At 51.2% G+C, this 22,519-nt stretch carries 18 protein-coding genes and 2 rRNA genes; 7 read left to right on the forward strand and 13 right to left on the reverse strand.

Annotation, left to right across the window (positions count from 1 at the left end):
• Positions 1 to 305: 305 nt before the first annotated feature.
• The gene (locus KTT_RS00950) at positions 306 to 797 is read left to right on the forward strand and encodes a hypothetical protein (protein ID WP_126594202.1); all 492 of its coding nucleotides are present in this window, start codon (positions 306 to 308) and stop codon (positions 795 to 797) included.
• A gap of 326 nt (positions 798 to 1,123) precedes the next feature.
• Positions 1,124 to 2,596 carry a sensor histidine kinase gene (locus KTT_RS00955; RefSeq protein ID WP_126594203.1) on the forward strand — a complete coding sequence of 491 codons (1,473 nt, stop codon included), beginning with the start codon at positions 1,124 to 1,126 and terminating at the stop codon, positions 2,594 to 2,596.
• Between the two features lie 84 nt (positions 2,597 to 2,680).
• Here KTT_RS00955 and KTT_RS00960 read toward each other — a convergent pair whose 3' ends face one another.
• From KTT_RS00960 to KTT_RS00975, 4 genes are all read right to left on the reverse strand, one after another.
• The gene (locus tag KTT_RS00960) at positions 2,681 to 3,553 is read right to left on the reverse strand and encodes a bifunctional 5,10-methylenetetrahydrofolate dehydrogenase/5,10-methenyltetrahydrofolate cyclohydrolase (protein ID WP_126594204.1); all 873 of its coding nucleotides are present in this window, start codon (positions 3,551 to 3,553) and stop codon (positions 2,681 to 2,683) included.
• Positions 3,550 to 4,173, reverse strand: coding sequence for a cyclodeaminase/cyclohydrolase family protein (locus KTT_RS00965; RefSeq protein WP_126594205.1), 624 nt, complete (start codon positions 4,171 to 4,173; stop codon positions 3,550 to 3,552). The genes KTT_RS00960 and KTT_RS00965 overlap by 4 nt, the downstream gene beginning before the upstream one ends.
• A gap of 212 nt (positions 4,174 to 4,385) precedes the next feature.
• Positions 4,386 to 5,924 carry a peptide ABC transporter substrate-binding protein gene (locus KTT_RS00970; protein ID WP_160145556.1) on the reverse strand — a complete coding sequence of 513 codons (1,539 nt, stop codon included), beginning with the start codon at positions 5,922 to 5,924 and terminating at the stop codon, positions 4,386 to 4,388.
• Positions 5,925 to 6,371: 447 nt separating this feature from the next.
• A 23S ribosomal RNA gene (locus tag KTT_RS00975) occupies positions 6,372 to 9,332 on the reverse strand.
• Between the two features lie 112 nt (positions 9,333 to 9,444).
• Here KTT_RS00975 and KTT_RS00980 point away from each other — a divergent pair.
• A complete protein-coding gene (locus KTT_RS00980; protein ID WP_126594207.1) occupies positions 9,445 to 9,798 on the forward strand; it encodes a hypothetical protein in 354 nt (117 codons plus the stop codon).
• A gap of 32 nt (positions 9,799 to 9,830) precedes the next feature.
• Here the strand turns inward: KTT_RS00980 and KTT_RS00985 are convergent.
• The 5 genes from KTT_RS00985 to KTT_RS01005 form a co-directional block, all read right to left on the reverse strand.
• A 16S ribosomal RNA gene (locus tag KTT_RS00985) occupies positions 9,831 to 11,309 on the reverse strand.
• The 16S and 23S rRNA genes sit together here, the layout of an rRNA operon.
• A gap of 614 nt (positions 11,310 to 11,923) precedes the next feature.
• Entirely contained in the window at positions 11,924 to 12,793 is an 870-nt protein-coding gene (locus tag KTT_RS00990) for a prephenate dehydrogenase (RefSeq protein ID WP_126594208.1), read from the reverse strand.
• Between the two features lie 112 nt (positions 12,794 to 12,905).
• Entirely contained in the window at positions 12,906 to 13,652 is a 747-nt protein-coding gene (locus tag KTT_RS00995; protein ID WP_160145557.1) for a 4'-phosphopantetheinyl transferase family protein, read from the reverse strand.
• Between the two features lie 114 nt (positions 13,653 to 13,766).
• Complete coding sequence (locus tag KTT_RS01000; RefSeq protein ID WP_126594210.1) at positions 13,767 to 14,555, reverse strand: hypothetical protein; 789 nt, start codon at positions 14,553 to 14,555, stop codon at positions 13,767 to 13,769.
• A 3-nt stretch (positions 14,556 to 14,558) separates the two neighbouring features.
• On the reverse strand, positions 14,559 to 15,794 hold the full coding sequence (locus tag KTT_RS01005; RefSeq protein ID WP_126594211.1) for a GTP-binding protein: 1,236 nt from the start codon (positions 15,792 to 15,794) through the stop codon (positions 14,559 to 14,561).
• A 451-nt stretch (positions 15,795 to 16,245) separates the two neighbouring features.
• Between KTT_RS01005 and KTT_RS01010 the strand changes: the two genes are divergently transcribed.
• From KTT_RS01010 to KTT_RS01025, 4 genes are all read left to right on the forward strand, one after another.
• Positions 16,246 to 16,524: a hypothetical protein gene (locus KTT_RS01010; protein WP_126594212.1), complete on the forward strand. Its 279-nt coding sequence runs from the start codon at positions 16,246 to 16,248 to the stop codon at positions 16,522 to 16,524.
• 1 nt (position 16,525) lies between these two features.
• On the forward strand, positions 16,526 to 17,224 hold the full coding sequence (nth, locus tag KTT_RS01015; protein ID WP_126594213.1) for an endonuclease III: 699 nt from the start codon (positions 16,526 to 16,528) through the stop codon (positions 17,222 to 17,224).
• Between the two features lie 211 nt (positions 17,225 to 17,435).
• Positions 17,436 to 17,792: a CxxC-x17-CxxC domain-containing protein gene (locus tag KTT_RS01020; RefSeq protein WP_126594214.1), complete on the forward strand. Its 357-nt coding sequence runs from the start codon at positions 17,436 to 17,438 to the stop codon at positions 17,790 to 17,792.
• Positions 17,793 to 18,071: 279 nt separating this feature from the next.
• On the forward strand, positions 18,072 to 18,476 hold the full coding sequence (locus tag KTT_RS01025) for a hypothetical protein (RefSeq protein ID WP_126594215.1): 405 nt from the start codon (positions 18,072 to 18,074) through the stop codon (positions 18,474 to 18,476).
• Positions 18,477 to 18,527: 51 nt separating this feature from the next.
• Here the strand turns inward: KTT_RS01025 and KTT_RS01030 are convergent, their stop codons facing one another.
• The 4 genes from KTT_RS01030 to KTT_RS01045 all read right to left on the reverse strand — a co-directional run bounded on the left by KTT_RS01030 (position 18,528) and on the right by KTT_RS01045 (position 22,479).
• Entirely contained in the window at positions 18,528 to 19,442 is a 915-nt protein-coding gene (locus KTT_RS01030; protein ID WP_126594216.1) for a diacylglycerol/lipid kinase family protein, read from the reverse strand.
• A 140-nt stretch (positions 19,443 to 19,582) separates the two neighbouring features.
• On the reverse strand, positions 19,583 to 19,906 hold the full coding sequence (locus KTT_RS01035; protein ID WP_126594217.1) for an L-rhamnose mutarotase: 324 nt from the start codon (positions 19,904 to 19,906) through the stop codon (positions 19,583 to 19,585).
• Positions 19,907 to 19,925: 19 nt separating this feature from the next.
• Positions 19,926 to 20,780 (reverse strand): amidohydrolase family protein, encoded by an 855-nt coding sequence (locus KTT_RS01040; protein WP_126594218.1) that lies wholly within the window; start codon positions 20,778 to 20,780, stop codon positions 19,926 to 19,928.
• Positions 20,781 to 20,949: 169 nt separating this feature from the next.
• Positions 20,950 to 22,479, reverse strand: coding sequence for a YifB family Mg chelatase-like AAA ATPase (locus KTT_RS01045; protein WP_126594219.1), 1,530 nt, complete (start codon positions 22,477 to 22,479; stop codon positions 20,950 to 20,952).
• Positions 22,480 to 22,519: the final 40 nt, after the last annotated feature.

Consider the following 22,519-nt stretch of genomic DNA (forward strand, 5'->3'; position numbering starts at 1 on the left):
TATATGCTTTTCTACTAAAATTATTATTCTGAAGTTCCGATCAATGCCCGGGTGTGTCTTCATTGTGGCTTTGGATTAGCTCCTCCTACGTTACAGCGACATCCGACCACGCTGCCACTATTCTTCGGATTGTTAGCAGGATATAACATCTCAAACGAAGAGTCAAAGTAGACTCCGCTCGCGGTCAAAAAGTTGTATCATATCAGCACACCCCTCTGATAAAAACATTGACAGTGTGTGATGAGCTGGCTTAGGTGAAGGGACTTGAGCTGGTTCCAGGACCGTCCATCCAGGAGTAATAGTGCATGATTCACCTTGATCCGCGTTTTACAGCCATTATTAGTATACTTTTTATTGCGATGGGACTCTATAACATCTATGTCGGGCAGAAACGCATGCGGGCGATGCGCAGCCGTGGCGACAAAGTGGCCTGGTACAAACAGGTCGGTATCTTAACCGGTATAGAATATAGCTTGCTTGGCGTGGTCCTTCTTCTTAATCTCGGCATCTCCACCAGCCTCTTCCCCGATTCTATGGCGGCGATTGTTGTACCTCTCTACACTATCGTGCTGGTCCTGGCGGCGGCGGTGCTTCTGCTCATCCTTTTACAGACGCTGGCTGCTACGCGCCGTCGTGCTCGCCGCACGTCCACCCCAACGGCCCGGACAACGGTCTCTGAGGGAACGGAACCACAGGAACGCCCAGCCGACCAACGAGCAACCCAGATACGTCACCGCCGCGAACGGCGCAAGAAAGCTGCAGCGGCGCGGCGGCGCCAATCTGGCAGAGCCAGATAGCGAACATTCCTATATCCTCTTTATATCAATAATCCTGCTATTGCACATTAGATGCATGTCCAGCTTATACTTTTAGCGTGCATCTAATGAATATGCCTCAATCGTTATCATACAAAGAGGGCAGTCACATACGCTGACACCACCTCTCAGAGTGGACCTGAAACACGGGTCTATCTATATATATGGTCTTCATAAAATATTCCACAACATACATATGCACAAATAAAAATAAGCGCTATAGCATGTAAATTGTATCATTGTTACCTTTACTCTACTTTATTGGGCTCCAGGTTCATTACTTACGTCGTTTTAGTGGGGAGGTTTGCATGTCTAATATTAATAAAAAAATCGTGGACCCTGTGTTTGACGAGATCGGGCATTACTTTGGCTTTATTCCTCCTGTCTTTATGGCTGTCCAGGCTGACTTCAATCTGCTAGATGCATTATGGCAACAAACTCGTAGTACCTATATCAATAATCCTCTTCCACCTGTACTTAAAGAAAAATTTTTCCTTTATATATCATATTCTTGTGATATACCTTATGATTTGCGCAGCCATTGCATCTTGCTCAACAAATATGGCATAGCTGAACATGAAATTATGGCTCTGCTCCAAACACCACTCCCTACTGTGGAGCAAATCGATCAGCATCTTCAGCAGCTACACACCATATCTGAGACCCTAGATAGCTGGCCAAAAAACGGTACAAGCCTCGAACCGATATTCTTCTCCTGCATCGTTCATCTCTTTTTGCAGCATACACGTGCCTCAAGCAAGTGCCGCAAGGAGTTGCAACGGCTATTAGGAGAACACTATATGTTTCTCGTCGCACTCTTTAACTATATTCATACCTGCCATCGGTGGATCGAGTCGAATCCGGAATTATATAAAAAAAAAGATGAACAGATCATGAATCACTTCGATGCGGCATTTGGAACCAGTACTCGGTTGCATACTGTTATCAATGAGCAATTTGAACACGCCTCCCAGCTACATCAGCAATCAAACCTTAGTTCTCTTGCCTCCAGACACGGAAAGATAGAGCCCGCGCAGGTCTCACCAGAAGCCGAGCAACATATGAACGATTTTTTAGGTCTTGCAGCCCATGAGATCAAAACTCCCATAACCACAATCAAAGGAACTATCCAGATTTTATTGCGCACAATTGCACGGGAAAGACAAAAAACCTGCATCAGCCCTGAAGAGTATATACGTACAATCGAGGTAGTGCAGCGCTTGCTGACACGTGCGGATAACCAGGTGCGCCGCCTGACCCATCTGATCAATGACATCGTCTATATCTCGCGTATCCAGGATAAAAAACTCGATCCCAGACTTGAGCGGATGGACATTAATAGTATCGTAAGAGAGGTAGTGCAGCAGCAGCGCCAGATAAGTCCTCGCCGCACAATCCAGGCTTCCGATGCTGCAATGCCTGTATTTGTGCTTATAGATCGCAATCATATTGGGCAGGTAATTATGAATTATCTTTCAAACGCGCTCAAATATAGTTCAGAAGAACAACCAGTAGAGGTTTCGCTTAACGTGGAAGGTCCCAAAGTCAGAATCGCTGTCCATGATCATGGTCCTGGTATAACAAAAGAAGATCAGCAGCACATATGGGAGCGATTTTATAGGGTTCAGCATACTGAAGTGCTGAGTGGATCAGGAGTTGGTTTTGGCCTGGGTCTATATATCAGCCGCTCGATCATAGAGAAACACAATGGAGAAATTGGAGTGGAAAGTACGCCTGGTCAGGGAACGACCTTCTGGTTTTCGCTGGCCCAGGTTGAATGAGTTGCGTGCTGTATTTAAGAAGAGATTTTCTCAATACAGCACGTGTTTACTAGATGAACACCTACCTGCAGGGCATCACGCTATCTAACGTGCTTCTGTACGCTGAGCCGCCTGTTGCCAGGCGGCGGCAATACATTGCTTGAACAGCAAGGCATTGGTTAAAGGGCCAACGCCACCAGGGACGGGAGTGATCGCGCCCGCAACCTCCTGCACGGTAGCATAATCTACATCACCGACCATTCCGCCCTCTGGTAAGGCATTGGTACCAACGTCAATGACGGTTGCTCCTGGACGTACCATCTCAGCCTTGACCATGGTCGCGCGACCTACGGCTGCCACCAGTACATCGGCCTGCCTGGTAAAAGACGCCAGATTGGGTGTGCGCGAATGGCAGATCGTGACGGTCGCGTTTTTCTGGAGCAAGAGCAAAGCCAGCGGCTTTCCAACCACGTTGCTTCGTCCCAGCACAACCACGTGCTTGCCTTCTAGCTGAATCTTGCCGCGCTCTAAAATCTCTATCACAGCCGCGGCAGTAGATGGCTGAAAGCTGGGAAGACCCAGGCAGAGGTTGCCAGCATTCTTTGGACTGATCCCATCAATGTCCTTCTCAGGCGCGATAGTGTTTGCGACCAGCTCTTGAGGGAGGTGGGCCGGTAAGGGCATCTGCACAATGATCCCGTGCACACTCTCATCACTGTTGAGCCTCAGCAAAGCGGCTCGCAGTTCCTCGGCAGTCGTCTGCGCAGGTAAGGGCTCGAGGCGCGCTGCGGCCCCGATCTCTCTGGCGATCTTTAAAATGGCTTTGCTATAGAAACCGGACGCGGCATCGCCTTCGACAAGCACAATGGCTAATCCAGGCACATGCCCATACCGGTGCTCGTAACGCTGTACCTCCTGGCGCAGTTCATTTTTCAATTCGGCGCTCATCGTACGCCCATTGAGAATTGCAGCTGTCACGCTCTTTCTCCTACAATCGCGACTACGCGCTGGCTACCTGCCTGGATAGTATCCAGAGCAGCATTTAAGCGGCTATTCAACGCACTAATACGTTCAGCATCCTTCATAGAATTTAGATTAGCGCGTACCATCCAGGCGGCGCCTGTACCTGCTCCAGAAGCCATCATGGCCGCGGTAGCGATATCGCTCAAGACGTTCTTGTTACCGATCTCTGCGATGCGCTGGCAATGCTGAACCAGTTCGGAGGCGCGCTCGACCATTTCCAACGGTACCAGGGCAGCCTCTACAAGTCCAGATTGAATAGCCTGTGTACGGGCCGTTTTCTCTTCAGCTGTTCCACGCGGCAACTTAAAATGTGCTGAAAGCTTGCCATAAGCATCTATATCGGCCTGCATAAGCTCTTGAAAACGTGTACGCAGCCGCTCGGTCTGCGTCAGGATCGTTTCGATTTCGGGATGCACATCCGCGTAATCAGCTTTGCTCAGTGTTAGCCGGGAGACCATACAGGCCAATGCTGAACCCATGGCCCCACTTAAAGCGGCGGTAGAGCCACCTCCCGGAGTAGACTTTGAGGAGGCTAAATCGTCCAGGTATTCTTGTAGCGGTTTATCTAGATACATGTTCTCTCTTCCAAATTCTGTTTAGTCGATCCCAGATACCATCTCTCGCTATACATGTGCGTACTTCTGTATGCAGATAGCTAGAGCCTATCCACCAGGATACTTCCCTTGCATTCTAACATCCCCCCAAAGCTAACGTCGAGTGAGACAACATACATGGACCCCTTCTTCACTTGGTAGTAAAGAAGAGGTCCATAAATATGATGGCTTACTTATTCCTTGTGGTTCAGAATGGCGACACCAGACCAATCCCCAAAATACAGTCCATCACTATTGAGGAAGACTCCCCGTACCCAGTTGGGAATTAACGCAGCCAACTGCCGATGATCGAGCGGAATGATAACGGCGTTGGAAAGAAGCTTCTGTTCCGCCTTGTGGTATAAGCTCAGACGGCTCTTACCAGTGGTCATTTCGGCCTGCGCTATCAGGTGATCATAGTCAGCATTGTGCCATTGCGCAACATTCTGTTGGGAGCTAGCAAGAAATTTTTCCGCGAAAAAGTAGGGATCAGCTACCTGCGCACTCCAGGATACAAAACCGAATTGCACATCGTGATCGGTCAGGGCCTGCTGATACGCCTCGTCCTCTAACGGCCTCAAATTAACCTGAATACCCAGGGACTTCTGCCACATACGCTGGAGAGATTGAGCCATCTGCAGTGAGACCTGTGAATTAGGATAGGTAAACGTTACTGTTGGAAATTTAGACGTATCGGGATAAGCAGTCTTTAAAAGTTGCCGCGCTTTGGAAGTTGCAAACATCGGCTGCTGCTGCTGGTAGCCAGGCATAGACAGAGGAAATAGCGTTTCAGCCGGGGCCACAGAATCTTGCATTACTGTGTGAGCAAATTTCTGCTTATCAAGAGACTGGGCCAAAGCCTGACGTACGGAGAGAGAAGTAAAGGGCGCCTTGCTGGTATCAAAAAACAGCGTGTCGGTCTGTAGCTGCTCGGTGCGCATAAAACCCGCCAGTTTGACCGCAGGCAACTGATCCTGCTGCGCCAGGTCCCAGTCAAGATCGTACCGACCGGCTCGATTGGCAATATACGCAACACGGGGATCATTGACGAAATAAGCGTCGACCTGTTGAATAGTCAGCTTATGTCCATAGTAGTGTGGATTAGGGACCAGCGTCATTTTCACAGCACCGGTCACATCCTTTACTACAAAAGGTCCCGTACCAAGTCCTTTTTGGGCCGCATCGATAGCCTCAGGTTTAAGGCTATATGAATTCCGATATTTCTGGTTGGTGGGGACAAAAATTGAATTGGTCAGAGCAGCCAGGAAGTATGGTGTTGGTCGGCTCAGCGTAACCTGAAGCGTATGAGCATCGATAGCCCTGGCACCTACAAGGGTTTGTGAACGCCCCTCGTGTACATCACGGGCGCCAGCAATAGCATACATCAGACTGGTCACCAACGGTGATTGATTCGCTGGCCGTGCTGCATATGTCCAGGAATCGACATAGCTTTGCGCCGTTACAGGACTCCCATCCCCAAACATAAGCCGCGACTTTAAACGAAATATATATTGTTTCTGATCAGCCGAGATCGTCCAGATCGCCTGATCTGGAATCACCTGAAAATTCTCGTCGGTACGGACAAGACCGCTATAGAGCATATTCATCAATACTTTTGTGCTGGCATTTTGCTCATCGGTTGGATTAAAAGAAGGAACATCTGTCATGCCGATCAGAGGTATCGTCAAATTCTGTTGCGCTGCAAGGGTAGGCTTTCCATTGGTAAGCAGCATCGTTCCGCTTCCAGCGCCACAGCCCGTCAATATTAGAACCGCAACACAAATAAATAGGAGAACAACACCAGACTGGTGTGCGTGTATATACAGGGAACGATGGCACATTCCAGAACCTCTCTTTATCAGTTCTCAATTCAATAAGGACATAATTATCTCTTAAGGCAAGATACAGCATAGATAGCTGTGATCATTATACCGGAGGTTACTCATTATGACAAAGGAGGTGATCAAATTAATGTTTAAATAGGATCTATCACCTATCAATTCTGATATACAACATTTAATAACAAGCGATAAAAAAAGACCTTACTTCCTCAGAAGTAAGGTCTCTTAGTCTTACGCAACTGCATACCATGTATCCTCAATTTTGCCGAGCCATCAGCCAGTCAGAGACTGAAGCAGAAGACACGCATCGCATGCGTCCACGATGAAGATACTGTGTGGTGAAACAAGCCGTACGATCATTAGGGCGACTTCGCTGCGCCTGTTACCAGGTGTCCACGTGTCGTCTATCGACCAGGTCGTCTTCCTGGGATCTTGACTCTTCAAGAGAGTGGGAGAACTCGTCTTGGGTGCGGCTTCGCGCTTAGATGCTTTCAGCGCTTATCCCTTCTCGACATAGCTATCCAGCTCTGGCCCGGGCAGGCCAACTGGCACACCAGCGGTCGAGCCATCTCGGTCCTCTCGTACTGGAGATGACGCCCCTCAATTCTCCTACGCCCACGACGGATAGAGACCGAACTGTCTCGCGACGTTCTGAACCCAGCTCGCGTGCCGCTTTCATGGGCGAACAGCCCAACCCTTGGGACCTACTCCAGCCCCAGGATGCGACGAGCCGACATCGAGGTGCCAAACCTTGCCGTCGATGTGAACTCTTGGGCAAGATAAGCCTGTTATCCCCGGGGTAGCTTTTATCCGTTGAGCCACACTCCTTCCACTCGGGAATGTGGGATCACTAAGCCCGACTTTCGTCCCTGCTCGACCTGTCCGTCTTGCAGTCAAGCTCCCTTGTGCCTTTACACTCTGATGGGTGATGTCCATCCACCCTGAGGGAACCTTTGGGCGCCTCCGTTACGCTTTGGGAGGCGACCGCCCCAGTCAAACTACCCGCCTGATCCTGTCCACGTCCCGGCTCACGGTGACGTGTGAGAAACAAAACACAACGAGAGTGGTATTTCATTGGCGTCTCCCCTACCCCCACAAGGATAGGTTCTCCGACTCCCACCTATGCTACGCACGCTCTGCCTCGTTTCGAGGTCAAGGTGTAGTAAAGCTCCACGGGGTCTTTTTGTCCTGTCGTGGGTAACCCGTATCTTCACGGGTACTTCAATTTCGCCGAGTCCTCTGTCGAGACAGTGCTCAACTCGTTACTCCTTTCGTGCGGGTCGGAACTTACCCGACAAGGAATTTCGCTACCTTAGGACCGTTATAGTTACGGCCGCCGTTCACCGGGGCTTAGATTCGCAGCTACGTACACCGCTCCTCGTAACCTTCCGGCACTGGGCAGGAGTCAGCCCCTATACTTCCGCTTTCGCGTTCGCAGAGACCTGTGTTTTTGGTAAACAGTCGGTTGAGCCAATTTCTTGCAACCCCCTCACGCCACTCCGAAGAGCCTCGCTACTAGGGCACCCCTTCTTCCGAAGGTACGGGGTCAATTTGCCGAGTTCCTTAACAGAGGGTCGCTCGATCACCTGGGGAGTGTTCCCCCTGCCTACCAGTGTCGGTTTGCGGTACGGGCGGAGATGACTCTGGCGAGAGGCTTTTCTTGGCGGCCTAGGGGCCGATGACTTCCGCGGACCAACGTCCGCTCGCTGCACGTGTCATGCACAGGAAGCCGGGATTTGCCTCGGCTTCGCACTTCAACGCACAGACCCATCCTGTCCAATCGATGGGCTCACCTTCCTTACCGCGTCCCCCCATTGCTCATCACGAGCATCTCCGGTGCAGGAATCTCTGACCTGCTTTCCATCGCCTACGGCTATGACGCCCTCGGCTTAGGACCCGACTCACCCTGGGACGTTTGACGGTGCCCAGGAACCCTCAGGCATTCGGTGTGTCTGGTTATCACAGACATGACGCTACTCATTCCGGCATTCTCACTTCTCTTCGCTCCACCAGTCCTTGCGGTCTGGCTTCTCTGCTTGAGAACGCTCCCCTACCAATCTCTCCAAAGAGAGATTCCATGGCTTCGGTAATCCGCTTGAGCCTCGGTACGTTGTCGGTGCCACGACACTCGACCAGTGAGCTATTACGCACTCTTTAAATGGTGGCTGCTTCTAAGCCAACATCCTGGCTGTTTGGGCGTTGTGACCCCCTTTTACACTCAGCGGATACTTGGAGACCTTAGCCGATGGTCTGGGCTGTTTCCCTTTTGACGACGAAGCTTAGCCCCCGCCGTCTCACTTGCATGCATGCTGTCCTGGCATTCGCAGTTTGCTTGGGTTTGGTAACCTGCACGAGGCCCCTAGCCCATTCAGAGCTCTACCTCCAGGATAGTGTGTCATACAGCTGTACCTCAATACATTTCGGGGAGAACCAGCTATCTCCGTGTTCGATTGGAATTTCTCCCCTATCCACAAGTCATCCCCCAGTTTTGCAACACTGGTGGGTGCGAGCCTCGACGGACTGTCACATCCGCTTCACTCTGCTCATGGATAGCTCACACGGTTTCGGGTCGCATCGCCGCAACCGCTCGCCCTGTTCAGACTCGGTTGCCCTATGGCTCCCCAGCTTTAACGCTGGTTAACCAGGCTACGACGATGCACTCGCCGGATCATTCTACAAAAGGCACGCCATCAGCCCTTGGTTCCTCGTGGAACAGTGGCCTCTGACTGCTGGTGAGTACGTGGTTTCAGGGTCTCTTTCATCCCCCTCTCGGGGTGCTTTTCACCTTTCCCTCACGGTACTTGTTCGCTATCGGTCGCTAAAGATGTGTAGCCTTGGAGGGTGGTCCCCCCAGCTTCCCACAAGATTGCACGTGTCTCGTGGTACTCAGGATCCTAGCCGATTCGAGTTCTCCGTCCTTTACGGGACTCTCACCCGCTCTGGTCGCGCTTTCCAACGCGTTCAAGTGGAAATCTCTCCTGTGTTGCTAGTCCTACAACCCCGATGGACCCGAGGGTTCATCGGTTTGGGCTCCTCCCGGTTCGCTCGCCACTACTACGGGAATCTCGGTTGATTTCTCTTCGTCGGGTTACTGAGATGTTTCAGTTCACCCACTGCCCCCCGTCACTGCCTATGTGTTCAGCAGGCGGTCTCCAGACATCACTCTGGAGGAGTTGCCTCATTCGGAATCTCGGGGTTCATCGCTTGTATGCAGCTCCCCCCGAACGTTTCGCCGGTCTCCGCGTCCTTCTTCGGTCTTTAGCGCCAAGGCATCCACCTCGTACTCTGTGTAGCTTGTTCTCTACGTCTCTTTATCATGGTCTATGAATGCTTTGACTTATTCTTTGCGAGAATAAATCGATCCTCTGCTTCAACTCTGGCTGACCTTATCGCTCAGCAAAATTGAAGATACATGGTATTCAGTTGTGAAGGTGCACTGTTGTGGCTCTCGCCACACGCTTGCCGCCTGCGGCGGCGCGCGGAAGAGGGAGAAGATCCTAGGGGACACCCCCAGACCCCTGGCATGGGGACTGCCGTCCCCCTGCACCCCCTGGTGCGCTGTGCGCAAGAGGGAAAAATACTGGGAAAACATCCCCACACCTCTGGTATGGAAACGGTCATTCCCTGCACCCCCTGGTGCGCATGGTTGCGTGTTGCGGTGGTTGTACCCCAACAGCTCAAGAGTGGAAACCAGCGTCGCTTCTGGCAACGCACATCGTACCAATGTCCTGGTCGACCTGGAAGTGGAACACGCTTAGATGTCTGAAGTGTCTTCAGACGCGTGTTCAAGCTCCCTAGAAAGGAGGTGATCCAGCCGCACCTTCCGGTACGGCTACCTTGTTACGACTTCACCCCAATCACTGACCCCACCCTCGACGCTTGCCTCCCAGATGGGTTAGCCCAGCGGCTTCAAGTGTTGCCAACTTTCGTGGTGTGACGGGCGGTGTGTACAAGACCCGGGAACGTATTCACCGTAGTGTGCTGACCTACGGTTACTAGCAACTCCAACTTCATGGAGGCGGGTTGCAGCCTCCAATCTGAACTGAGGCCAGGTTTGACGAGATTAGCTCCCCCTCGCGGGTTCGCAACTCTTTGTCCTGACCATTGTAGCGTGTGTGTCGCCCAAAGCGTAAGGGCCGTGCTGACTTGACGTCATCCCCGCCTTCCTCCGTCTTATAACGGCAGTTTCGCTAGAAAAATCCAACTAACGACAGGGGTTGCGCTCGTTGCGGGACTTAACCCAACATCTCACGACACGAGCTGACGACAGCCATGCAGCACCTGTGAACCCGCCCCGAAGGGACAGCCCGTTACGGCTGGTGCAGGTTCATGTCAAGCCTTGGTAAGGTTCTTCGCGTTGCATCGAATTAAACCACACGCTCCGCTGCTTGTGCGGGTCCCCGTCAATTCCTTTGAGTTTTAATCTTGCGACCGTACTCCCCAGGCGGACCACTTATTGTGTTAACTACGACACTGAAGGGGTCGATACCCCCAACGTCTAGTGGTCATCGTTTACGGCTAGGACTACCAGGGTATCTAATCCTGTTCGCTCCCCTAGCTTTCGCACCTGAGCGTCAGGTACTTCCCAGGACACTGCCTTCGCCTTTGGTGTTCCTCCGGATATCTACGCATTTCACCACTCCACCCGGAATTCCGTGTCCCTCTGAAGCCCTCAAGTCAGACAGTTTCCGTAGTACTTCGTCAGTTGAGCCGACGACTGTCACCACAGACTTACCTGACCGCCTGCGTGCGCTTTACGCCCAGTAACTCCGGACAACGCTCGCCTCCTACGTATTACCGCGGCTGCTGGCACGTAGTTAGCCGAGGCTGATTCCTCTGGTACCGTCCGTTCTCGTCCCAGAGAAAAGCAGTTTACGATCCGAAAACCGTCTTCCTGCACGCGGCGTTGCTCGTTCAGGGTTGCCCCCATTGACGAAAATTCCTCACTGCTGCCCCCCGTAGGAGTCTGGGCCGTTCTCAATCCCAGTGTGGCTGATCGTCCTCTCAGACCAGCTATCGATCGCGGTCTTGGTAGGCCATTACCCCACCAACCAACTAATCGAGCGCAGGCTCATCCTCGGGCGCTCTTGCGAGCTTTCTTCTTACGAAGCTATGCGGTATTGTCGGCGATTTCTCGCCGGTATTCCTCACCCCAGGGCAGATGACCCACGTGTTCCTCACCCGTCCGCCACTCCCTACTTGCGTAGGGCGTTCGACTTGCATGTGTTAGGCACGCCGCCAGCGTTTATCCTGAGCCAGGATCAAACTCGCCATCCAATTGTTTATCTGAACATCGCGCTCAGCGAGCGGATGTGCAATTGCATGTGAATTGCGATCATGGCCAAGTTACATAACATTGGCTTGTTTCGCAGATTATTATGGATACTTGATGGTGATCATCAAGCCTCCGAATTGACAGGAACTGGTTCGTTGTGTTGTTGTTCCAGTTGCTGTTCTGCTTTCCACTCTTCAGTTGTCAAGGTACTGAGTCAACAAAACCGGAGTTTTGTTCTCGGACAGGCGGTTGGTGTTTTTTCGTTCGCTTGTCTCGTGTGCTGTAGTATCGCATATCCGTTGTGCTTTGTCAAGCGGTTCTGGGACCACTTTTGCGAGCCGTCCGAAATCTCGTTGCTCGTCCCGGTTCCGCTGGGAACCACCATCAAAAACGGCCTGAAACGCTCACGGACGCGGTGCTTCCGCGTTGGATAATTCAGAAGGGGAAGTTGATCCCGGAGGCGCTACCTTACCGTAGCACAGCTGCGATACGAGAACAGGAGCACCCACGTATAGTGAGGTGGGTGATTGTTTCGTTTGTTGACAGCTCAATGATTATGCCATAGCTATCCCGCGCTGTCAAGCCTTTTTGAGAGAAAAAATAAAGTGTTGGGTTATTACTTCTCAGAAGAATGCGATGCATGCCATTGCTGTCGTTGTTGCTGGGTTCTGGCAAATGATTCGTCTATATGTTTGTCGTGCCTGACAATATGATCGCGTAGCTCAGAAAGCTTTAAAACATATATATCCAACCAGCGCACAATAGCATCACTATTCGTCAGGCAGATATCACGGTACATCTCGGGATTGCCAGCAGCCAGCCGCGTAACATCTCGAAAACCAGACGAGGCCAGCAATGAGGCATCCCCCCAGGTTGGGTCATCAGCAACAGTAGCCATGAGGGCGGTTGCAGCCAGAAATGGGAGATGGCTGATGCCAGCTACCAACCCATCATGTTCCGCCGGATCCAGGAAACGTAGACGAGCGCCAAGGGTTTCGACTAAGGTAACAACCATGCTTACGGCTGTCGCCGGAGTGTGGCTGGTTGGCGTCAGGCAGTAAATGCAATCTTTGAATAGATCGGCATCAGCGACCGCCACACCACTCATCTCTTTTCCCGCCATGGGATGCCCACCAACAAAAAAGGCGTGCTCGGGCAAAAATTCTTCGGCCCAGTTGATGACCTGGGATTTTGTGCTGGAAACATCCGTAACCACGGTGCCCGGCGTTAATACGGGAGCAATCGTTTGCAATAGGGATCGTACCGCGCCAACAGGTGTCGCCAGGATAACCAGGTCAGATCCTTTCACCGCATCCACTATGCTCTCATAGGCCTGATCGATTGCTCCAACTTTAGAAGCCTGCGCGCTTACTCCACGACCCAGGTCATAACCCGCAATCTGCTTCACCGCGTTCGCTTTGCGCAAGGCTAACCCAATCGAACCGCCAATTAACCCCAGACCGATAATGCTTACCTTATTAAACATAACAAAGCACTCCTTCTCGCACCGTAAATCTCAAACCCCACACGTTCCCAATATGAATTGAGTGCCATTATACTAAAATGGCACCCAAAAGCATAGAGGAAGCGAACACCACTTAAAAGAGAGGAGATAGATGCCAGAATTGAAGATGTTCGCATACGCCATTTAGAGCAAGTGCTCCCGCATAATGCGGATCCGCAGGAAGCGCATAGAGTGTCCAGTGGCTCACAGATTGGGGATCCTCCCGACAATCCAGCAAGCGGGGATCTTGATCAGGCAGTAATGTAACGTCAAAGGAATCCAGTGGAATCGATAGGCCCTTGCCACGTGCCTTGATATAGGCCTCTTTCCTGGTCCAACCCGCGAAAAAAGCTTGCATTTTTTGTTCAATCGACATCGCCTGGAGCTGCGCTTTTTCTACGGGTGAGAAATAATGCTCTGCCAATTCTTCGTATTCAATATTAGTACGCATATACTCTACATCAATGCCAACACGATTAATATATGTGAAGGCGTAGACAATGGTGGTATGTGAATGGGCCAGATTAAAATAGAGTGGAAGGGATAAGTCATTGGAGGCTAAATCAGGCTTGCCAAATTCGTTGTAGCATAACATGATCATTGACGGGTCAAGCGCACAGTATCGCCCCAGTAATACCCGTAGCACCCCCCGAGCGATAATGGAACAGTTGCGGTCCCGCTCAAAGTAAAATTTCTGCGCTCGTGCTTGCTCGTCTGGACTTAAGAAAGCACGCAGTTGTGGTAGCGAAGCAAGCCACTCGTCAACAAAAACGCGCCAGACGTGGATCTCGTCAGGCTTCAAAACCACTGCTGGAGGTGACTGTGTCCATGCTCTTTCCAACTTTACCATCCTTTGGCTCGCTGGCTTTGTCAAACAAAAAAGGAGGGCACGAGCATCCCAACTCCATGCCCCCTTTTCACAGAGAGAAGCCGGTATAGTTCGCAGTTGCAGCAATTAAAAATACACTAATTCTTCTAACCATTCTTCCGATTGAGGCCCGATGGCTTCCACTAACATATTTGTAACCTGATCACTTAACAACTCGGACTGTTCGGTCCGGTAAAGGTTCAAAAAGCGCTGTATCAGTGAAATATCGTAACGAGCTAGCAGGTCTGATGCCAGTTGTTCAAGCAGAAGTTCATAGGTAAGATACTCCTCTGGCGTTGTGTCATCGTACCAATCAAAGCCTCGCACCGTTACCGGCGTCTTTCCATCAGCTTCCGGCTCAAAAGCTTCGCTATATTGCTCGTGCAGATCTTTATTGACCACTCCCTGGACCCCATCAAGCTGCTGTGAAAGCCAGAGGGCGATAAACTTAAACTGCCACTCATCCGCCCACAATGGCGTCACTTCTGGCCAAGGACGAGGATCGTCTTCGAGGTAAGCGACCGTTAGCTCATGGTACAGCATAAAAGCGAACTTTTCCGGCGTAATATCTCCAAAAATTGGATCAAGCTCGGTTGGCACAACTAGCGTCGGCGGGGTAGTGAGATCAGTTATATATGGATGAGGCGCATCAACCTCTTCAGATTCACTATGAGGCACCAGCGGCCAGTCCTCCATATCAACCAGCAAAACTTCAAAATCAGGCAGGTCAATATGAAGAAGATTAGAGAGCCGCTTGCCAGCCAGATCAATCTTTTCAGTTACCTGGCGAGCAAGCACCTCCTCACTCGCCGGATAATAGATAGTGAACGGCTCGTTCAGCGTCTCATAACGGTCATAGGGAAAGAGCATGGGCACGGCTTAAGCCTTTCCTTCTTCCAGAAGTCTGCGGTCAGATTCCTGTACTAATGGTTCTGATTTGCCTGTTTCTATTTCTTTTATCATCTGCTCCTTTAGATCTTGTGGACTGGTATCCTTGCGGAAGCGATGATAGAAGCTTTTATACAGTTGTTGCAAGCGTTTCGGGCTCAACTGCTTGTTCTCTTCATAATACTCAAGTGCAACCTGACCAATGGACCAGGTAGCGGCGCCCGCTATAGCACCGGCCACGAAGTCTCCTCCAAACGGAACGGCTTTAGCAGCCTGTTGGGCCAGGTAACGCAATCCCAGGCCACCGGCAATCGTGGCGATCAATTCACGCGCATGCTTTCTGGAGTCTGCGCTATCCATCTGCTCGCCATATAGCGCGGCCAGGCGCAATACCAGGCGAATCTGCGTACCAAGCAGGATAGGAATATCAACAAACGGAATTGGCTCCAAACCAGCCGCCAGGCTAACCAGAGTTGAATTGCGAATGATACGCTGGGCGGCCGCACGCCGGTAAGCAGGCAACTCTCGTCCAATCGCCAGAGCGGCTTCAGGACTCGATTCAATGATAACCGGTATCAGTTCTTCAGCGATATTTGCACCAGTCTTGGCTGACACTGGAATGACGCCGGGCGCTTCAAGCTGTACGGCAACTTCTGTTGCCAGTTGATCACCACCCTCACCACCTCTAAGCTCATCGATTTTGTTGACCGCGACGATCGTTGGTTTGTCAAAACGCTTGATCACGTTATACAACTCACGATCGGCTGCCTGCAAGCCCTTCGATGCATCGATCAAAAACACAATTACACTGGCCTGATCCATGCCACTCTCCATCACATCGGGCAAGTGCCCCGGGGTATCCACAAGGGTGAACGGACCAAAGTCGGTACGCACCAGGGTGCGGGTCGTACCGGCCTGTGAAGAGGCAGGAGAAAGGTTTTGCCCCTTCAAAGTGTTAAACAGTGTGCTTTTACCTGTATTTGGTTGTCCAACAATAACAACAGTATTGTTCAGGTTCTCTAACACTTCTTGCTGGGCCAGATTCCAATTGACCGCCTTCATCAAGCCTTGCACCATCGAGATATTCGCTGGCAGATTCCGCAGGGTGTGCAGCCCTAGCTCTTTAAAATTCTTGGGCTGTTTCCGTTCACGTAAAATGCTGGCAGCCAGGTCTTTTCTCAGCTTTTCCCTGTCAGCATTTGCATTGGTGAATTTTTTATTAGCCACGCTCAACTTCCTTCCCTGACATCATTTACGAGACTTCTATAAAACAATATGACGTGCGTACAAACTCGCTGTCTGTGCCCGCTGGTTATGTTCAGCAACACAGTTTACAACAATAGTACGAGCGTCTATAAGAGTGCGTTTCATATAACTTACGACATACTGCATAATTCCCATCCACAGATCCCTTAGAGAAATATTTCTCCCCTGATTCTAACATACTGCACAGCTTTTAGACCATGATATTTTCCACCTTACCCCATACGGTATGAATGCAATAAGAGCAGAGCTGGCAGAACACCTTCTCTCCTATCTGCGGTCGCACAGGCAAATTATGAGTCACGTACAGCTATTCTTGACATGTAAGCCTATTTTCTGACATAATCGGACCTGTAGAATGACATTTCAATCAGCGACACTCCGTCTCATTACATTTTCGTTATAGAGGCAATATATGCAGAATACACCGATGCGCAATGATCCAGCAGAGCAAGATTATGTGGCTGGCTTTGAGCGTATTATGTGGTTGTCAGAACAGGCCAGACTTCATGGTTGGCGCTTAAGTGATCGCCAGCTTATTCACGAAATCGTACAGCGCGAACGAGCTGCCCGCATCAGTGAGAAGAGCTCTCTCCCCATTATCGGGTCTGAAGTCCGATCCGCGGCCTGGAATCGGGGTCAGGCCGACGCGTTACGCAATCTGCTACGCGCCCAGCGTGAAAACAATAAGTAATATGAATGTCGCCACACCCATTTATACTGGACCACAACCTGGCTCTCCCGAACAAGTCCAGGCAATCATTACTGAGCTACGTCGTCTCTATCCTGAAGCAACTTGCTCGCTGAATTTTTCAAATCCACTGGAGCTGTTGATTGCGACCCAGCTCTCAGCTCAATGTACTGATGAGCGAGTCAATATTGTCACCGCCAGGCTGTTTAAGAAATATACCAGTGTTGAAGCCTTTGCCGGTGCCTCTCAGGAGGAGCTTGAACAGGATATCCGGTCCACGGGTTTTTATCGCAATAAAGCGAAAAATATTCGTGCAACCTGCCAGCGTTTGATTACCGCCTATGATGGCAACGTTCCGCGCACTATGGAGGATCTGTTGACGCTACCAGGAGTGGCGCGCAAAACCGCCAACGTCGTGCTGGGCAATGCCTTTGGGATTGTAGTTGGTTTCGTTGTTGATACTCACGTGGGACGCCTGGCACGGCGCTTTGGCTGGACAACAAGCACTGATCCAGTCAAGGTTGAACAAGAGCTCATGCTGATTGTGCCAGAAAAAGACTGGCTCGATCTTTCACATCTCCTTATCTTCCATGGACGCGCCATCTGCGATGCCCGTAAACCCTTATGCGAGCGGTGCTCACTTGCCCACCTTTGTCCTTCAGCTTTTAAAGCAACGCCAATACGCGGCGCTAAGCCCAGCTAGATACCAAATGAAGAAAAGGTAGACTGATTAAAATTGTATAAATATAATTAGTACTTCTTTACTTTTTCCAATAAGGGGTAGACAAGTAGTGTATAATAGAAAAACGCCGTAGGTGCGTGATTGCTTAGAGTAGATTGCCTATTGGAAGCAGCGCGATAGCGAGCGTTTAATTACAACACTGGGGTATTACCCCGAGAATTGAGAATGTGAAATGTCATATACCGATCAAATCCTTAACTGTCGCGATTGCAACCAGGAATTTACCTTCACCGCCGGTGAGCAAGAATTTTTTGCTAGCCGTGGCCTGACCAATGCCCCCAGTCGCTGCCCATCATGCCGCGCCGCCCGCAAGCAGCAGGGGGGTGGACAGAGCCGTGGTGGTTACAGCCGCGGTGGCAATGGTGGTTACCGCAGCGAGCCACGCCAGATGTATACCGCTATCTGTGCCGGTTGTGGCAATGAGGCTCAGGTACCTTTCCAACCACGCGAAGATCGCCCTGTCTATTGCAGCGATTGCTTCCAGAACCAGCGCGATAGCCGCTCGAGCGGCCGAGGCGCCCGCTGGTAATCTGTAACCAGTTCGCTGGTACACACAGATAATACTTGTATGGAAACGGCCCAACTTGTAAGTGCGACACGCAGACGTCTGCCAGTGCGCTTAACAGTTGGGCCATTTATGTAACTCATTTATGTGCTCGTCTAGCTGCTCCTCTCGTTACCAGTTTCCACATAGATAAAGAGTCAGTAGGTCAGGCAAGAGCGGATGACTATTCAATAGCACATACTGCTATGTATTTTCCTCACTCAGCGTACACCGGCCATATTTGTAGAGCAGGAAGGATGCTTCATGAAAACCAGCAACCAATCTCGCAATTTCACTAAACAGGTTCAGACAGATTTACTTGCACTCAGTGATGCTGATTTAGCCATTACAATTCATCAATGGATGGGTGGTAAAAATCTGGATGCATCGGTATTGAATGTTGCCGAAGATACATGCCTTGCTCTGGGATATACCCGCGTATCCACTGATTCCGCAACGGAGGTCAGTTGGCTGGCCCCTTCTTCCATACAGTTACGCGCGTTGCTTACAGCGATGGATATCAATCAATTTGCGCACCACGTTATCCCCCTGGCCTTCCAATCTCTGCATACGATCTACCCTGAGTGGTATGAAGGGGTAACTTTTAATGCTCATCTGGCCAATTATTTACGCCGGCTACGCGCCTCCAGGACCACCCAGAATGCTTAATTCAAGGAAAAGGAGGCTATTCGTGCCAGGATAGCTCCCTTTTTGCTGCATCTACAGACGTATCCATAAAGCACCCGGCAAAATGACTGCATCAGCTACAGTTACGCTTGCATCTTCTCCGTCGGCCTGCAACGTAACAGGCCGCTTACTCTCAATATGGATGGATCGCGCTCGATAAAAAGTGACTTCCGGTTCGTTTACGTGTTTGCCCTGCTTGACGCCTGGAAAGATCTGGAGCACACGCCAGAGTGGGGTGTAATCGACGATGCAGACATCGAGCAGACCATCTGTATAATCGGCCCGGGGATTAATCTGAAAGCCTGCACCGTAAGCTGGTCCATTGGTTACAGCGATCAGGACATAGCGTTTCTCAGTCGTCTGCTCAACAATTCCATCATCCAGGCGAAAAGTCAACCATGGACAACGATTGAAACCAAAGATAAGCTGCCTCAGCGCCGCCACATAGTACAGTCCCGCCCCACTCATCAAAGGGATATTCTTCATACGATTGGTAAGCGCGCCAATCTCAGCATCCATTCCGATGCTAAAGCCGTTGGCAAAATAGGTGTCATTCACGCGACCCGCATCGACATCGGTCAGACGACCATTGAGCGCACGTTCAATTGCCGCCTCTGGCTGACGCGGGAGCTTTAACGTATTACAGGCAAAGTCATTGCCAGAGCCAGCTGCTACAATACCCAGAGGCACACGGCGACCAGCGGTTAGCAATCCATTTACAACTTCATGAACGGTACCGTCTCCACCTACAACAATAACCTCCCGATTGGCCATCGCGGCTTGCTGTGCCAGATCTTTAGCCTCGCCGGGTCGGCGCGTCTCGCTATAATCGATGCGCTGCTGATCCCGATGGCGCTGTAACAAGCCGCGATATACCTTCATATTGCCCCGATTGGCAGCCGGATTCAAAATAACAAGAGGTTTCCCTACGGGAGCCGATGTCGCCATGGCAACAACTCCTTCTAAACTGAGATACAATGCCAGCCATTGTAACATCTTCGTTCGTTGACAGCAATGCTCACTCGCTTACTACATCTGCCTGAGATTCAGACCCCTGTTACGCTTTCTACGACTGCCTGCGACAATGGCTAATCCAGGTGAAAAACTTCTTCTAATTCCAGCATAGCCTGATCGGCATGCAGGCCGGGAGTAATCTGGAAGAAGCCATCCATGTACGTTTGCCAGCGTGTATTGATCTCTTCTTGATCCATTCCCTTCAATACAGCCGCGAAGCTATCCTCAACCTCGACGTAACCAAATATCGTACCATCCTCGCGCATGAACAGGGAATAATTGTGCCAGCCGTTGCGACGCAGTGCCTCTTGCATCTCCGGCCAGACTGCGCGGTGCCGTTCGCGATACTCCTGGATCTTTTCGGGTTTAACTTTCAATAAAAATCCAACACGTTTCATAATACAGCTCCTTCTATAACTAGAGACGATAGAATTTTCGTGCATTGTCAACCCAGAGCTTGCGCCGGGCAGTGGGAGAAAGACGTGAGGTCAAAGCATCCAGGGTTTCAACCCAACGCGGATAGCTGGTGGCCTGTAAAGCCACCGGCCAGTCACTACCGTAGAGGATGCGGTCCTCTCCAAAGGAGGAAATAACGTGACCCACATAGGGCGCCAGGTCCTCAAGGGTCCAGTGTTCTGGATCAGCTTCCGTGACCAGTCCACTGATCTTGCAGACGATGTTAGGATGCGCCGCCAGGGCTTCGATATGCTGCCGCCATGGATCTAATAGATGACCTTTGATGTCGGGCTTGGCGATGTGGTCAAGGATGAATGCGGTATCGGGACAACGATGAACCAGTTCGACCGCGCTCTCTAATTGTGTATGGCGCACGCAGATATCAAAAGAGAGTCCATACTCGGACAGGATCTGAACACCACGAATGAAGTCGGGCCTCAAGCAGTACGCATGGTCCTGTTCACCTTGTAACAGCCGCCGCACGCCTTTGATCAGGGGACTGATGCTGACCAGTTCGTCAAGGTAAGATCGAACACGCTCACCATTTTCGACCGGGGCATACGCAACGATCGCACGCAAACGAGGATCTTGTCTGGCCTGCTCAACTACCCATCTTGGTTCGATCAAGGTGTAGTGCGGATCAATATCTACTTCAATGTAAACCATCCCCTCGATATCTATCCCCTCTGTCTGCTGATGATATTCGGGGAGCGCATAGCGACGATTTAATAGTGCATTCTCGTCTAACCAGCTCATGCGAAAGCGTTCGGGGTCCCACAGATGGACGTGGGTATCAATGATCGGGAAGTCAGGCATATGTATGATACTACCTTTCTACTGGCAACGCTGCGTTAAAGGTATAATTTCATATCTGCTATTACGTAATAGCATTCACTTCATAACATACCAGGCGGAGTGAATGGTGATTCCCAGGCATCACCATTCACTCCGCCTTCGACAGACATAGCCATCCATACCCGGACGCTTACAGGCGGATTTTGGGGCGATATTGAATGGCTTCGGCAACGTGATTGGCGGCGATAATATCACATTCAGCCAGGTCAGCAATCGTACGGGCCAGCTTGAGAACGCGGTGAAACGCGCGTGCAGAGAGGTGAAGCTGCTGCATCGCCGCCTTCAACAGTTTCTCGCCACCAGTGTCTACATCACAGAAACTGCGCACCTCTGCTGGCCCCATCTCCGCGTTACAGGTGAGGCTGGTACCTTTCAAGCGATGCAGCTGCCGTTCACGCGCCTGCTGAACACGAGCCTGAATCGTAGCCGATGATTCGGCGTTACGCTTGTCGGCCAGCTTTTCATAGTCGACGCGTGGCACTTCAATGTGAATGTCGATGCGATCGAGCAGCGGTCCGCTGATGCGCTTCTGATAGCGAGCAATCGCGGTGGCCGAACACGTGCATTCGCGCACAGGATCCCCGTAAAAGCCACAGGGACAGGGGTTCATGGCGGCCACCAGCATGAAGTTGGCGGGATAAGTGATGCTGCCATGCGCCCGCGAGATGGTGACGATCTTGTCTTCCAATGGCTGACGCAGTACCTCCAGAACGTTTTGACCAAACTCGGGTAATTCATCCAGAAAGAGTACGCCACGATGGGCCAGGCTAATCTCTCCCGGCCGGGGGATACGGCCCCCGCCAACCAGTCCGGCATGACTGATGGTATGATGCGGCGCACGGAATGATCGTTGACGAATAAGCGGCACGTCGGAAGAGAGCATACCACTAACGCTATAGATCTTGGTCACCTCTAGAGCCTCTTCAATCAGCATACGCGGCAGAATCGAAGGTACAGCACGCGCCAGCAGGGTTTTGCCCGAGCCGGGAGGTCCACTCATCAAAAGATTATGTCCGCCGCTGGCGGCCACTTCCAACGCCCGCTTTACATGCTCCTGCCCACGGATCGCTGACATTTCCTGACCTGTATGAAGCTCACTATCATGGTCAAGCAGGCTGCTATCAGGGGTATATTGTTGAATCCTGGTGACGCCGTTTAAGTGTTCGATGAGTTGATATAACGTTTCAACAGGATAGACCTCGATCCCCTCAACCAGCGTGGCTTCTAAGGCGTCGACGGCTGGCACAAAAACAGTTTTGACATGCCGCTCACGGGCCAGAGCGACCATTGGCAGCACACCGTTGGTGTGTCGTACACTGCCATCCAGAGAAAGCTCTCCCAGAAACAGGGCGTTATGGATTAATTCACCATCCGCTATCTGCTCCGAGGCGATCAAAATGCCGATCGCGATCGGCAAATCATACACCGGACCCTCTTTACGCAGGTCAGCGGGCGCGAGATTGACAGTAATACGCTTGAAAGGAAAGCTACAATTGCTGTTTTTAATCGCGGACCGCACGCGATCCTTGGCTTCGTTCACGGCCGCATCAGGCAACCCAACAATTGTGAAAGCGCTCATTCCGGTCGCCAGGTCCACCTCAACTTCAATCAGAGCCCCTTCCAGCCCTACCACTGCACAGCTACGAGCCATTGACAACATATCTCGTAGGTCCTCCTCTATGTGGTTTTTCTCTCTCTAT

It is taken from the genome of Dictyobacter aurantiacus, assembly GCF_003967515.1.
Taxonomy (GTDB): domain Bacteria; phylum Chloroflexota; class Ktedonobacteria; order Ktedonobacterales; family Ktedonobacteraceae; genus Dictyobacter; species Dictyobacter aurantiacus.

Excerpts from the sequence above, each read along its gene's own strand:
- KTT_RS00950 (WP_126594202.1), top strand. The coding sequence starts at position 306 with ATGATTCACCTTGATCCGCGTTTTACAGCCATTATTAGTATACTTTTT.
- KTT_RS00955 (WP_126594203.1), top strand. The coding sequence starts at position 1,124 with ATGTCTAATATTAATAAAAAAATCGTGGACCCTGTGTTTGACGAGATC.
- KTT_RS00965 (WP_126594205.1), bottom strand. The coding sequence starts at position 4,173 with ATGTATCTAGATAAACCGCTACAAGAATACCTGGACGATTTAGCCTCC.
- KTT_RS00970 (WP_160145556.1), bottom strand. The coding sequence starts at position 5,924 with ATGCTGCTTACCAATGGAAAGCCTACCCTTGCAGCGCAACAGAATTTG.
- KTT_RS00980 (WP_126594207.1), top strand. The coding sequence starts at position 9,445 with ATGGTATTCAGTTGTGAAGGTGCACTGTTGTGGCTCTCGCCACACGCT.
- KTT_RS00990 (WP_126594208.1), bottom strand. The coding sequence starts at position 12,793 with ATGTTTAATAAGGTAAGCATTATCGGTCTGGGGTTAATTGGCGGTTCG.
- KTT_RS01010 (WP_126594212.1), top strand. The coding sequence starts at position 16,246 with ATGCAGAATACACCGATGCGCAATGATCCAGCAGAGCAAGATTATGTG.
- nth (WP_126594213.1), top strand. The coding sequence starts at position 16,526 with ATGAATGTCGCCACACCCATTTATACTGGACCACAACCTGGCTCTCCC.
- KTT_RS01020 (WP_126594214.1), top strand. The coding sequence starts at position 17,436 with ATGTCATATACCGATCAAATCCTTAACTGTCGCGATTGCAACCAGGAA.
- KTT_RS01025 (WP_126594215.1), top strand. The coding sequence starts at position 18,072 with ATGAAAACCAGCAACCAATCTCGCAATTTCACTAAACAGGTTCAGACA.
- KTT_RS01030 (WP_126594216.1), bottom strand. The coding sequence starts at position 19,442 with ATGGCGACATCGGCTCCCGTAGGGAAACCTCTTGTTATTTTGAATCCG.
- KTT_RS01035 (WP_126594217.1), bottom strand. The coding sequence starts at position 19,906 with ATGAAACGTGTTGGATTTTTATTGAAAGTTAAACCCGAAAAGATCCAG.
- KTT_RS01040 (WP_126594218.1), bottom strand. The coding sequence starts at position 20,780 with ATGCCTGACTTCCCGATCATTGATACCCACGTCCATCTGTGGGACCCC.
- KTT_RS01045 (WP_126594219.1), bottom strand. The coding sequence starts at position 22,479 with ATGTTGTCAATGGCTCGTAGCTGTGCAGTGGTAGGGCTGGAAGGGGCT.